The following is a 12,402-nucleotide window of genomic DNA, read 5'->3' on the forward strand; positions in this document are numbered from 1 at the left end:
ACCAGTTCGACCAGCTCGTGCTTGTACTCAGGGCTGTAACGCTTGCGCTTGGACATGGACACTCCTTTGACCCAGTATGGATCTTAGTGAAAGTGTCCGTAGAATCGGGGTAGAACCCGGCGACCCCCGACCCGAAGCGAACATAAGCAAATGGCCCTCCGGGGCTTCCAGATACGTCCAGGGAGAAGGGCGTGCGAATGGGAGGTACACGTGAAGAGAATGCTGGCAGGAACGTTCTTGGTCATTGCCTTCTCCGCGTCGGCGGATTCCCCGGATGAAGGTGTATCCGCACCCCCGGATCGAAATCAGAAGCTGATCGCATCTGATTACCCGCCCGCGCGCAGAGCCGACGTAGTGGATGTCTTCCACGGCGTCCGCGTGAACGATCCCTACCGGTGGATGGAGGATCTGGACAGTCCCGAACTGGCCACGTGGATCGAGGCGCAGAACCGCCTGGCCGAGCCACGAATCGAGACCAACCCGGCTTATGCCGCGATCCGCGACAGGCTGGGGAAACTGGCAGATGCCTTCCCCAAACAGGAGCCTGGCCGGGAAGTGGCCGGCCGGATGTTCCACCGTGAAATGGTGGACAACAAGATCCGACTGATGGTGAAAGAGGGTGAAGGCGCCGTGCCCCGGGTACTGCTGGACGACGTCGCCCTGGGGGAAGGCAATCAACTCAAGGCCTTCGAACCCTCCCGGGATGGCCGCCACCTGGCCTATATCGTAGGAAAAAGCGGTGCGGACTGGGGCGAAATCCGCATCAGGGACATTGCAAATGACCGCGACTTGCCGGTGGCCCTTCCGAACGTGCGCTTCGAGGGACCCATGCAGTGGACGGAGGACGACGGAGGCATCGTGTACCGCCGGTTCGCGCCGCCACGCGACGGGAATGTGCAAGCGGCGGCTGAAGGACAGGCGGTGTACCTACACCGTCTGGGAACGAAGGTCGACGACGATGTCCGGCTATACGAACTGCCGGACGATCTGCGGGAATGGAGCCTGTTCTTCAACCTGCCCGGCGATCGCCGGCAGCTGTTCGTATACCCCGAGCAGGGGCCATGGCACTACAGCCACCTCGGGGGTTCGCGCGCGAAGATCATCCTGCTGGAAGTCCAGGAGGACGGCCGTCTTCGCGAAGGGACCGGACCGCGCGACCTGACCGCCGCGGACGCGGCCTACCGCGTGCTACATGTCGAAGCGGGGCGCGCGCTGGTTTTCACCGACAAGGACGCACCGCGACGGCGGGTGGTCTCGATGGACCTCATGGCGTCCGAGCCGGGGGCACTTGTGGACGTCATCCCCGAGGGCCCGCACGTGCTCGAGGACGTGGGCTGGTTCGGCAACCGGTTGGTCGCGCACTTCCTCGAGAACGTCCACAGCGTCGTGAGTGTGTTCGACGCATCCGGCAAGCCGATCCATAAGGTCCGGCTGCCGGGCACCGGCGTCGTCCAGGGTCTTTTCGGCGATCGGGCGTCGTCGCGCATGTCTCTTTTCTTCTCGGGGCTGCTCCATTCGTATGTCGTCCTTCACCACGAACTCGGCACCGGTACGACCACCGTCGCCAGCATCTCGCCAGACGCTCCCGACCTGGGGGAGTTCGAAGTGCGACAGGAGTGGTTCCGTTCGAAGGATGGCACCCGGGTGCCGATGTTCATCGCCGCGCGGCGTGGCCTGGTCCGCGACGGAAGCCATCCCACGCTGATGGCGGCCTACGGGGCTTCCAGCACATCGCATTTACCGTCCTTTCGTGCCGAGGCGGCGGCATGGCTGCAGATGGGCGGGGTCTATGCCATCGCGAACGTCCGCGGTGGGGGTGAGTTCGGCAAGGCCTGGTATGAGGCGGCGATCCGCGAACGCAAGCAGACCAGTTTCGATGATCTGATCGGAGCCGGCGAGTACCTGGTTTCCAATGGGTGGACATCGCCTAGGAAACTGGCGATCACCGGCAGTTCCAACGGTGGCCTGCTGGTCACGGCCACTTCGCTGCAACGACCCGATCTGTTCGGCGCCGTGCTGGCCGACGTGCCGGTTACCGATGCGATGCGCCGCCACCTGTCGGGCAACGGTGCCCAAGCGGTCGAGCAGTGGGGGACGCCGGACGATCCGATGGTTTTCCCGGCGCTGCGTGCTTATTCGCCGGTGCACAACGTGTCTGGAGGCAAATGTTATCCGGCCACGCTGATCACCGCCGCTCGCGACGACCAACGGTTGCCGCCTTGGCACGCCTACAAGTATGCCGCCGCGCTGCAGGCCGCCCAGGGCTGCGACCAGCCGGTGCTGTTGCATGTGCGCCAGAGCGGTGGTCATGGAGGGGGGGATCTCATGGCATGGCTGGACGGGCTTGCCAGGGCGCTGACGTTTGCGTCCGGGCATCTGGGCTTGAGCGACGGGAAACACTGAAGCCGGCTCGTGGGTGCACGTAGCCTTCAGCATCGGCGGCTAACGACCCATAGCGGACCCTTGAGCGAAGGGTCTGCGGCGTATGGCCCGGGAGCTGGAGCCCACCATCGCCGGTTGCGCCCGCGGGTGCCGGGAGAACGTACATCGAGCGACCTGATGGCCCGCCGGGCGGGCATTGTCTGGTGTCGCGGACGGACGGTCGCGTCCGGAACTTTCCCTTGCCGCCACGGTCACAGCATTGGTCTAGACTGGCGCAACGATGACAAGGCTTGGAGCTGTCGGATGGGCATGGCGACTCCTGCTGGCGATTACGCTGGTGGGCTCGCCTGTCATGGCTATGCCGCGGGTTGACGCCGGCGTTGACCCGTCCGCGGATGTCGCCTCAATGCCTTGCCACGATGCCGGTCCGGCCGTGTCAGCTGAACCTGCCTGCGAGGAGGGCTGCTGCCCGCAGCCAGAGTGCCCGCCCGCCAACTGTCGCGTGGCGGCCCCCATGGTGGGCGGCTCGGTTTGGGTGCTTCCGATGGCCCTGCGCGTCCCGCATTCCTCCCCCTCGGAGGCCTCGATGCCCGCCGCGGCTCCGGTTCAAGAGCAACTACGGCCGCCGATCAGCTGACTTTGCCGATCCCTGCCCGCACCCGTGCGGGACCCGCCGCCTCGCGGCGATCGACGGAGCAATCCAATGAAATTCCTTTCCCTTGGGCTGGGCGCGCTCGCGCTAGCCCTGTTCGCGGCCCCCGTGGCCGCCAAACCCATCGCGTTTGCTCGCGGCAGCACCGTGATGGCCGAGTACGGTGCCGGCACCATGAACGAATTCCAGGCCTTCTACGCGCCGCGATACTGGTGGTCGGGTGGCGTGGGCTGGACCGAACTTTTGAGCGAAGACGGCTCACTCGAGCGCGATATCGTCTACCTGCGCGGCAACCTGCTGGCCAAGCGATGGAACCTGCCCGGTGCCCAGGCGAACGTGTTCGTCTGGGGCGGTTTGGGTCGTGCCACCGGCAGTGATTTCGCCGGCAGCACCCTGGCGCGCAATGTGGGGTTCCAGGTCGACTACGAAACCCGCCGCGTTTACAGCGCGTTCCGCACCGACCTGCAGGAAAGCGACTATTTCTCCCACCGCATCGACACGCTGCAGTTAGGTATCGCGCCCTACGAACACGACTACGACACCCTGGCCACCTGGATCGTCCTGCAAGGTCGCCGCTACTCGAACGGCTTATACGACGGCACCGAGACGGCGTTGTTGCTTCGCCTGTTCAAGGGCGGCACGTGGGTCGAGGTAGGCGCCACGACCGACGGCAAGCTGCAAGCCATGGCCATGTTCAACTTCTGACCCGGAGACTCTCCATGAAGACCCTCACCCGTACCGTGTTCCTCCTCCTGATGGCCGCCGCATCCGCGGTCTCGGCCAAAACCATCGAAATGGATGTCAACGGCCTGGTCTGCGCGTTCTGCGCCCAGGGCATCGAGAAGACACTCAAGAGTTTCGACGCCACCGCAGAGGTCTATGTCAGCCTGGAAAACAGAATCGTCGCCGTGGCCCTCAAGGACGGCGCGGAACTGACGGACGAAGAGCTGACCAAGGCCATTACCGATTCGGGCTACGCCGTCGTGGCGATCCGCCGAAGTGATGCGACGCTGCAGGCGATCCGCGACCGCGTGAACCGGGAGGCGGACGATGAATGAGCTGCAGGCGCCTCTGAAGCGGAACGTGGGGCTGAGCCTGCTGGCACTCGGCGCCGCCAGCGGCACGCTAATCTGTTGCGTGCTGCCGGCGGTGATGGTGGCCCTAGGTGGGGGCGCGGCGCTCGCAGGCCTGGTCACCGCCGTGCCGCAACTGGTCTGGTTGTCTGCACACAAGGGGCTGGTGTTTGGCGTGGCCGGCGCGGCGCTCGCGTTCTCGGGCTGGATGTTGTGGCGGGCAAGAACCTTGCCCTGCCCGACGGTTCCCGAACTGGCGGCATCCTGTGCGCGATTGCGGCGCTTCAGTACGTGGACCTGGGTAGCAGCGGTTATCGCTACCTGCGGCGGAGCGCTTTTCGCGTTTGTACTGCCGGCACTCGGCCTGTTTGCTTAACCCTTGGGATTCGGAGGAGGAAGCAACGCAAGTTGACGTTCCATTCGTAGTTCGACCCGGCCTAGCTCTGCCAGGCCGGGCGTTGCAAGCATTGGGCGTTGGTCCGCTCCTGGCCGGAAGCAGCCCACCGGGCGGGTCATTGCGTTCAGGCCGCTGATCACTGGAGAAGGCGAGTCCTCGTTCGAGGCGTCGGCGCAAACTCATCATGTGGGCAGATGGAGCCGCACCCATTTCCTGGCGCACCACGACGGTGATGGCGGTATCACCGCGCCACCGCGGGCGTTGAGCGCGACAGCGCACAGACCCCTGCCATCGCGACGCCGGAACCTGCCCAGGCGCGCCAACCACGGCGCCCGGAGGATCCCATGGACAAGAACACCAAAGGCGGCATCAAGCACCAGGTCAAGGGCGCGATCAAGGAAGCGACCGGCAAGGTCACCGGCAACAAGTCAAAGGAACTGGCCGGCAAGGCCGAGCAGAGCCTGGGCAAGGCCCAGCGCAAGATGGGCGAGGCCAACACCGAACTGAAGGAGGCCGTCCGCAAGGACAGCTGACGCCCGCGAGCCGCGGGCGCCAGGGGTGCCGGGCGATCAGATCCCGACGGGGTTGGCCTTCTCGGGGTCGATCTTGTACTGCTTGATCGCCCGCGCCACGTCCTTTGCGTTCATCTTGCCCTCGGCCGCCAGCGCGGCGACCGCGGCGTGCGCGACGTAGTACCGGTCAACTTCGAAGAAGCGCCGCAGGTTCGCGCGGGTGTCGGAGCGACCAAAGCCGTCCGTGCCCAGCACGGTGTACTTCATCGGCACGAAGGCGCGGATCTGGTCGGCGAAGGCGCGCACGTAGTCGGTGGCGGCGATGGCCGGGCCCTGGCGGCCTTCCAGGCACTCCGTGACATAGGCCTTGCGCGGTGCCTTGGCCTCGGGGTTGAGGCGGTTCCAGCGCTCGACGTCAAAGCCGTCGCGGCGCAGCTCGGTGAAGCTGGGGCAGCTCCAGATGTCGGCGGTGACGCCGAAGTCCTTGTCGAGCAGCTCGGCGGCGGCGATGGCCTCGCGCAGGATGGTGCCTGAGCCCATCAGCTGCACGCGCAGCTCGCCCTTCTTGGGCTTGCCGGCGTCCTTGAGCAGGTACATGCCCTTGAGGATGCCCTCTGCCGCGCCTTCCGGCATGTCCGGGTGCGGGTAGTTCTCGTTCATCAGGGTCAGGTAGTAGTACTCGTCCACCTGGTCCTCGAGCATGCGCTGCATGCCGTGCTGCAGGATCACCGCCACTTCGAAGCCGAAGGTCGGGTCATACGCCTTGCAGTTCGGGATGGCGCCGGCCAGCAGGTGCGAGTGGCCGTCTTCGTGCTGCAGGCCTTCGCCGTTGAGCGTGGTGCGGCCGGCGGTGGCGCCGAGCAGGAAGCCGCGGGCGCGCATGTCGGCGGCCTGCCAGGCGCTGTCGCCGATGCGCTGGAAGCCGAACATCGAGTAGTAGATGTAGAACGGCAGCATCGGCTGGTCGGACGAGGAATAGCTCGTCGCCGCGGCCATCCAGCTGCTGAAGGCGCCGGCTTCGGTGATGCCCTCCTCCAGCACCTGGCCGGCCTGGTCCTCGCGGTAGTACATCAGCTGGTCGGCGTCCACCGGCTTGTACTTCTGGCCGTGCGGGGCGTAGATGCCGATCTGGCGGAACAGGCCCTCCATGCCGAAGGTGCGCGCCTCGTCGGCCACGATCGGCACGCAGCGCGGGCCCACCTGCTTGTCGCGCAGCACGATATTGAGCGCCTGCACGAAGCTCATGGTGGTGGAGTTCTCGCGCTCGCCGGTGCTCTTGAGCAGGCGCTCGAACACTTCCAGCTTCGGTGCCTTCAATTCCTGCGAGGTCTTGCGGCGGCGCTGCGGCAGGTAGCCGCCCAGCTTCTCGCGGCGCGAGCGCATGTACTCCACTTCCGGCGACTTCTCGCCCGGGTGGTAGAACGGCACCTCGGCCAGCTTGTCGTCGCTGATGGGGATCTGGAAGCGGTCGCGGAAGGCCTTCACCGCACTGTCGTCGAGCTTCTTGGTCTGGTGCGTGGGGTTGAGTGACTCGCCCCAGCTGCCCATGCCGTAGCCCTTGACCGTCTTGGCCAGGATCACGGTGGGCTGGCCCTTGTGCTTCACGGCGCTGTGGTAGGCCGCGTACACCTTGTGCGGGTCGTGGCCGCCGCGGTTGAGGCGCGTGATGTCCTGGTCGCTGAGGTTGCTCACCAGCTGCAGCGTCTGCGGCGTCTTGCCGAAGAAGTTCTCGCGCGTGTAGGCGCCGCCGAAGGCCTTGCAGTTCTGGTACTCGCCGTCGACGGTGTCCATCATCACTTTCTTCAGCGAGCCGTCGGTGTCGCGCGCCAGCAGCGGGTCCCAGTAGCTGCCCCAGACCAGCTTGAGCACGTTCCAGCCGGCGCCGCGGAAGCTGCCCTCCAGCTCCTGGATGATCTTGCCGTTGCCGCGCACCGGGCCGTCGAGGCGCTGCAGGTTGCAGTTGATGACGAAGATGAGGTTGTCCAGGCCCTCGCGGCCGGCCACGCCGATCGCGCCCAGGCTCTCGGGCTCGTCCGTCTCGCCGTCGCCGAGGAAGCACCAGACCTTGCGGTCGCTCGGGGCGATCAGGCCGCGGTGCTCGAGGTACTTCAGGAAGCGCGCCTGGTAGATGGCGCTGATCGGGCCCAGGCCCATGCTCACGGTCGGGGTCTGCCAGTAGTCCGGCATCAGCCACGGGTGCGGGTAGCTGGAGATGCCCTTGCCGTCCACTTCCATCCGGAAGTGGTTGAGCTGGTCTTCGGTGATGCGGCCTTCCAGGAAGCTGCGGGCATAGATGCCCGGCGAGCTGTGGCCCTGGATGTAGAGGATGTCGCCCGGATGGTCGGCCGAGGGCGCGCGCCAGAAGTGGTTGAAGCCCACGTCATACAGCGTGGCGCCGGACGCGAACGAAGCGATGTGGCCGCCCAGGTCGCCGGGCTTGCGGTTGGCCTTCACCACCATGGCCATGGCGTTCCAGCGGATGATGCTGCGGATGCGCCATTCCAGCGTCGCATCGCCGTCGTGCTTGGCTTCCAGGTGCGGCGGGATGGTGTTGATGTACTGGGTGGTGGGCTGGAACGGCAGCTGGCCGCCGGCGCGGCGGGTCAGCTCGACCATGCGCTCGAGCAGGTGGTGGGCGCGCTCGGGGCCGTCGGCGTCCAGCACGGCCTTCATGGACTCGATCCACTCGCGGGTCTCGGTGGGGTCGAGGTCGTTTTCCAGTACGTCGGTCAGCCAGTTCATTCCGTCTTCCTGTGGCCGGGCGTCGGGCGCGGCCGTTGCGTTTTAGAGTCAAGGCTCGGGAGTTTACCGCAGGGGCCCGGCCCGACGCCTCCGTATGCGCGCGGCGCCCATCCGTGGAGGCTATGCTGTCCGGGCCCGCCCCCGAGGGGAACGATGGAAGCGAACCTGCCCCGCGCCTCCGAACTGCTGGCTGCCGGCCGCCTGGGCTGGCGGCGCAGCCTGCGCACCCGGCTGATGTTCTGGTCCAGCCTGACCAGCGTGGTGCTGCTGCTGGGCGTGGCCGCCGTGTTCTACGCGGCGCTGCGCGGGGTGCTGATCGAGAACGCCAAGACCGAGATCCGCGGGCTGGCCAGCCAGACAACCCGCGGCCTGGCGGCCACGCTCGAGTCGGTGCAGGTCAGCGGCCAGGCCCTGGCCGGGAACGCCACCGCCGTGGGACTGGAGCCGATGCGCCAGCGCGCCCTGTTGATGTCCACCCTCCGTTCGGACCCGTCCATCGCCGGCGCCATGGTGATCATCGAGCCGGGCCGGCTGTCGCCCGAGGATCCGGGCTTCGATTGGTACATCCGCCGCGAGGGCCGCGGCTTCACCGAAAGTTCGGTGCAGGACCTGGGCTACGACTACCGGGTGATGCCCTGGTACACCCGCACCACCGGCGTGGGGCGGGCCTGGTGGGGCGAGCCGTATGCCAACGCCGCCACCGGGATGCAGTACTTCGTCACCTTCAACCTGCCGCTGCGGCGCGCAGGCGACGGGCCGGAGGGCGCGGTGATCGGCATGGTCAGCGTGGACGTGCCGCTGCAGCGGCTGCGGGCGCAGCTGGGCGCGCTGCCCGACAGCAGCAACCTGATCCCGGTGCTGTATTCGCCCGAACACCGGCTGGTGCTGCACCCGGACCCGGCGATCGCGATGCAGTACGACATCGGCAAGCTGGCCACCACCGGCGGCCGCAGCGACCTGGCGCCGATGGCCGACCACATCCGGCGCCGGCAGGACTTCGAGGTCAAGCACCGCGTCGCCAGCGGTCCGGCCGAAGGAAGGATGCGCTACACCTTCGGCGGCCCGGTGGGCGACACCGGCTGGAGCTTCAGCCTGTCGGTGGATGAAGGCGTGATCCTGGCGCAACTCAACCGCATCACGCTCTGGGGCGTGCTGGGCGGCCTGCTGGGCGTGCTGCTGTGCGTGGCGGCGGTGCGGCGCTACTCGGGCATGATCGCGCGGCCCATCGAGGACATCACCAACACGGCGCGGCACTTCGCCAAGGGCGAGTTCGACTACCCGCTGGGCCACACCGACCGCGAGGACGAGGTGGGCGTGCTGGCGCGGGCCTTCGACACGGCGCGCGGTTCGATCAAGCGGCAGATGACCGAGATCGCCGACATGGGCGCAGCGCGGGCGCGGCTGGAGGGCGAGCTCAACATCGCCGCCAACATCCAGCAGGCCATGCTGCCGGCCGGCAGCGAGTTCGACGCCGGCGAGGCGCACCTCGAATTCCACGGCATGCTGGAGCCGGCTAAGGCGGTGGGCGGCGACTTCTACAACCTGTTCGAGCGCGACGGCGATTCGCTGTGGTTCGTGATCGGCGACGTGTCGGACAAGGGCGTGCCGGCGGCGCTGTTCATGGCGCGCACGATGACGGTGCTGGAAGTGGCGGCGCAGCTGGGCGGTTCGCCCGGCAAGGCGCTCCGCGAGGCCGCCAAGCACCTCGTTGAAGGCAACGAGACCTGCATGTTCGCCACCGTGCTGTGCGGCGTGATCGAACTGCGCACCGGCGCGCTGGCGCTGGCCAGCGCCGGACACGAAGCGCCGGTGATCCTGCGCGCCGACGGCCGGCGCGAGTTCGTGCCCGTGCCCACCGAAGGCCCGCTGGGCGTGGACGTCGCGCGCGAATACCCCGCCTGGCGTGGCCGACTGATGCCGGGCGACACGTTGTTCACCTATACCGACGGCATCACCGAGGCGTTTGATCGTGACGACCAGCCCTTCGGCACCGAGCGCCTGCTGGCGACCCTCGACCCCGCGCTGTCCGCGCGCGCGCAGTGCGCGCACCTGGTGGACGCCGTGCACGCCTTCGCCAACGGCGCGCCGCAGTCCGACGACATCACCGTGCTGGCCATCCGCTACCGGCGCGATGCCCGCGGGCGCGCGCGCTTCACGGTGAAGGCCTCGCTGCAGCCGCCGCTGCCGGGCGATGCCGTGCGCCAGCTGCTGGCGCAGGTGGACGCCGGCCTCGAAAGCCACGGCCTGCCCGCCACCCTGATGCACGACGTGCACCTGGTGGTGGAGGAGGTGGCCTGCAACGTCATCGACCACGGCGCCGACGACGGCCGCGAGCCGACCCTGGAGCTGCTGGCCACGGTCGAAGGCAACCAGCTGGCCATGGAATTCCGCGACGACGGGCGGCCCTTCGACCCGCTGTCGCAGCCCACGCCCGACCTGTACGCCGACATCGCCGACCGCCCGATCGGCGGCCTGGGCGTGCACCTGATCCGCGAGCTGGCCGAGGAAGTGGCCTACGCCCGCGACGACGGCCACAACATCCTTCGCATCGTCCTGCACATCCCCGCCCCGGAGCGCACCGCATGAGCCTGAGCATCGAGATCACCCCCGCCGGCAACGGCAACCAGCGCGTGGCCCTGGCCGGCCGGCTGGACACCCACACCTACTGCGACCTCGACCAGCAGCTGGCGCCGGTGCTGGCCTCGTCCATCCACTCGCTGGTGCTGGACCTGGCCGGGCTCGACTACATCAGCTCGGCCGGCGTGCGCTCGATCTTCAAGGCGCGCAAGGCGCTGGCGGCGCGCGGCGGCAAGGTCGTGGTGGTGAACCCGAAGCCGCAGATCCAGAAGGTGTTCGACGTGGTGAAGGCGGTGCCGCTGGACGAGATCTTCTCGTCGCTGGAGGAGGCCGATGCCTACCTCGATGCGATCCAGGAGAAGGTATTGCGCGGCGACGACGACGAGTGAGGGTTACTGCCGGAGCCAGAGCGCGCCGTACACGGCCAGCGAACCGAGCACGTACATGATCTCGACCAGGCGCTTGCGCCCGGGCTTGTCGCGCGAGCGGGTGAGGTCGAGCAGCATCTGCCGCAGCAGGAAGGTGTAGAGGATGTAGTACAGGAAGGGCGTGACGTGCACCCACGGCGGGAAGTCCGACAGCGCCTTGCCGAACCAGCCCAGGATGGTCTCGATCTCGATCCAGATGCCGAGCAAGCCGAGCGAGGCGTTGATCAGCATCCACTTCACTTCGTCCCGGCCGAAGATGACCAGGTAGAACATGAGGTAGACGAAGATCGCGATGCCGCCGTGCAGGTACAGGAACAGCAGCTCGACGTCATCGGCCGCATACGCCATCAGGAAGCCCGACAGCCCGAACATCCCCATGTGCAGGAGGAAGAACGGGTAGATGAACAACATCGGCATCGGCATGCCCTGGCGGACAACCTTGCCGTTGACCATGATGTCCCGATTGGCCTTCATCCCCCACCCCCTCCCGCGCAGCAAATGAAGCAGGTTCATTTGCTGACCCCTGGCGCCAACGATGGCCGGGAAATCGGGGGCGTGCAAGCGGCGACGAACGGGGTCAGGAACGGAACCTGACCCCGTTCCCTGGCAAATGAACCTGGTTCATTTGCGGGGGAGGAGGAGTTTCAGGCTGCGTTCGAAGGCTTTGCGGCGGAGGCCGGGGTAGCGCAGGCCGTCCCAGAGGGGGCGGAGCCAGCGGCGGCGGTCGGGCTCGAGCAGGGCCTCGCGCATGCGGGCTTCCAGGCGGTACATCGTGGCCAGGCCGCGGCCCTGCTCGCGGCGGTCGGCGGGCAGGTCGGGGCGGGCGTCGATGCAGCGGTCCTGGTCGTCGGCGACCTCGTGGTACATCTGCGCCACGCGCTGCTGGCGGCGGCGCCAGGTGGCGCCGTCATCGGCGCTGCGGTCGAACACCCAGTTGCCCAGGTTGCCTTCGTGCCGGCGGTAGCCCAGCAGCGGCTCGGGCAGGCAGTGGCATTCGCCCAGCAGCACCGCGCGCAGCTGCAGCGCGTTGTCCTCCACCCGGCCCTGCAGCGGCGGCAGCGTGGTGAACACTTCGCGCCGCACCGCCATCGAGGCGCCCAGCACCGTGATCAGGTGCCCGGCGCGGCGCAGGTCACGCTGGGTCAGCACGGCCTGCTGGCCGCGGTTGCGCGGCTTGATGATCTCGCCGCGCGGGTTGATGTCGTTGACGGTGGAGCCGACGATCATCGCCTGCGGGTGCTTGTGCATATGCGCCACCAGCCGCTCGACCCGGTGCGGGTAGGCCACGTCGTCGCCGGCCAGGAACACCAGGATGTCGGTGCCGGCCAGCGGCGCCAGCTGGGTCAGGTGCGCGCAGAGGCCCACGTTGCGCTCGGTGCTGCGCACGCGCAGCCGGTGCGGCCCGCGGTAGTCGCGCACGCGCGCGGCGATGCGCTGCAGCGATTCATCGCCCGAGCTGTCGTCGGAGACGATGATCTCGCAGGGCACGGTCTGCGCCAGCGCCGAGTCCAGCGCCTCCAGGATCGTGTCCTGCATGCGGTAGCAGACCAGCAGGATCGTGGCGACCGGCGGCACGTCGGCCACGACACCGGCCTCGAACAGCGACGGCTGGATCGAGGACGCGGTGCGGGTCGCCATG

10 protein-coding genes are annotated in these 12,402 nt (G+C 67.5%); 7 read left to right on the forward strand and 3 right to left on the reverse strand.

The window, feature by feature from the left end:
* Positions 1-219: 219 nt before the first annotated feature.
* From Q0C12_RS06400 to Q0C12_RS06420, 5 genes are all read left to right on the forward strand, one after another.
* A complete protein-coding gene (locus tag Q0C12_RS06400) occupies positions 220-2,403 on the forward strand; it encodes a prolyl oligopeptidase family serine peptidase (protein ID WP_290887892.1) in 2,184 nt (727 codons plus the stop codon).
* 682 nt (positions 2,404-3,085) lie between these two features.
* Positions 3,086-3,739, forward strand: a complete 654-nt coding sequence (locus tag Q0C12_RS06405; protein ID WP_290887800.1) for a hypothetical protein — start codon at positions 3,086-3,088, stop codon at positions 3,737-3,739.
* 14 nt (positions 3,740-3,753) lie between these two features.
* Positions 3,754-4,092, forward strand: a complete 339-nt coding sequence (locus Q0C12_RS06410; protein ID WP_290887802.1) for a heavy-metal-associated domain-containing protein — start codon at positions 3,754-3,756, stop codon at positions 4,090-4,092.
* The gene (locus Q0C12_RS06415; RefSeq protein ID WP_290887805.1) at positions 4,085-4,483 is read left to right on the forward strand and encodes a hypothetical protein; all 399 of its coding nucleotides are present in this window, start codon (positions 4,085-4,087) and stop codon (positions 4,481-4,483) included. The genes Q0C12_RS06410 and Q0C12_RS06415 overlap by 8 nt, the downstream gene beginning before the upstream one ends.
* A gap of 365 nt (positions 4,484-4,848) precedes the next feature.
* Entirely contained in the window at positions 4,849-5,037 is a 189-nt protein-coding gene (locus Q0C12_RS06420; RefSeq protein WP_290887807.1) for a CsbD family protein, read from the forward strand.
* 36 nt (positions 5,038-5,073) lie between these two features.
* Here the strand turns inward: Q0C12_RS06420 and aceE are convergent, their stop codons facing one another.
* Positions 5,074-7,758, reverse strand: a complete 2,685-nt coding sequence (gene aceE / locus Q0C12_RS06425) for a pyruvate dehydrogenase (acetyl-transferring), homodimeric type (RefSeq protein ID WP_290887810.1) — start codon at positions 7,756-7,758, stop codon at positions 5,074-5,076.
* Between the two features lie 153 nt (positions 7,759-7,911).
* Between aceE and Q0C12_RS06430 the strand changes: the two genes are divergently transcribed.
* The gene (locus Q0C12_RS06430; protein WP_290887813.1) at positions 7,912-10,344 is read left to right on the forward strand and encodes a SpoIIE family protein phosphatase; all 2,433 of its coding nucleotides are present in this window, start codon (positions 7,912-7,914) and stop codon (positions 10,342-10,344) included.
* Entirely contained in the window at positions 10,341-10,724 is a 384-nt protein-coding gene (locus tag Q0C12_RS06435; RefSeq protein ID WP_290887816.1) for an STAS domain-containing protein, read from the forward strand. The genes Q0C12_RS06430 and Q0C12_RS06435 overlap by 4 nt, the downstream gene beginning before the upstream one ends.
* A gap of 3 nt (positions 10,725-10,727) precedes the next feature.
* On the opposite strand, the gene Q0C12_RS06440 is transcribed toward Q0C12_RS06435, so the two are convergent.
* Entirely contained in the window at positions 10,728-11,237 is a 510-nt protein-coding gene (locus Q0C12_RS06440) for a hypothetical protein (protein WP_290887819.1), read from the reverse strand.
* A 147-nt stretch (positions 11,238-11,384) separates the two neighbouring features.
* Positions 11,385-12,401: a glycosyltransferase gene (locus tag Q0C12_RS06445; RefSeq protein WP_290887822.1), complete on the reverse strand. Its 1,017-nt coding sequence runs from the start codon at positions 12,399-12,401 to the stop codon at positions 11,385-11,387.
* Between the last annotated feature and the right edge of the window lies 1 nt (position 12,402).

This window comes from Arenimonas sp., assembly GCF_022842045.1.
In the GTDB taxonomy this organism is placed as follows: domain Bacteria; phylum Pseudomonadota; class Gammaproteobacteria; order Xanthomonadales; family Xanthomonadaceae; genus Arenimonas.

Coding starts and splice junctions, on each gene's coding strand:
- Q0C12_RS06420 (WP_290887807.1), top strand. CDS start 4,849: ATGGACAAGAACACCAAAGGCGGCATCAAGCACCAGGTCAAGGGCGCG.
- Q0C12_RS06445 (WP_290887822.1), bottom strand. CDS start 12,401: ATGGCGACCCGCACCGCGTCCTCGATCCAGCCGTCGCTGTTCGAGGCC.
- Q0C12_RS06400 (WP_290887892.1), top strand. CDS start 220: ATGCTGGCAGGAACGTTCTTGGTCATTGCCTTCTCCGCGTCGGCGGAT.
- Q0C12_RS06415 (WP_290887805.1), top strand. CDS start 4,085: ATGAATGAGCTGCAGGCGCCTCTGAAGCGGAACGTGGGGCTGAGCCTG.
- Q0C12_RS06430 (WP_290887813.1), top strand. CDS start 7,912: ATGGAAGCGAACCTGCCCCGCGCCTCCGAACTGCTGGCTGCCGGCCGC.
- aceE (WP_290887810.1), bottom strand. CDS start 7,758: ATGAACTGGCTGACCGACGTACTGGAAAACGACCTCGACCCCACCGAG.
- Q0C12_RS06435 (WP_290887816.1), top strand. CDS start 10,341: ATGAGCCTGAGCATCGAGATCACCCCCGCCGGCAACGGCAACCAGCGC.
- Q0C12_RS06405 (WP_290887800.1), top strand. CDS start 3,086: ATGAAATTCCTTTCCCTTGGGCTGGGCGCGCTCGCGCTAGCCCTGTTC.
- Q0C12_RS06440 (WP_290887819.1), bottom strand. CDS start 11,237: ATGAAGGCCAATCGGGACATCATGGTCAACGGCAAGGTTGTCCGCCAG.
- Q0C12_RS06410 (WP_290887802.1), top strand. CDS start 3,754: ATGAAGACCCTCACCCGTACCGTGTTCCTCCTCCTGATGGCCGCCGCA.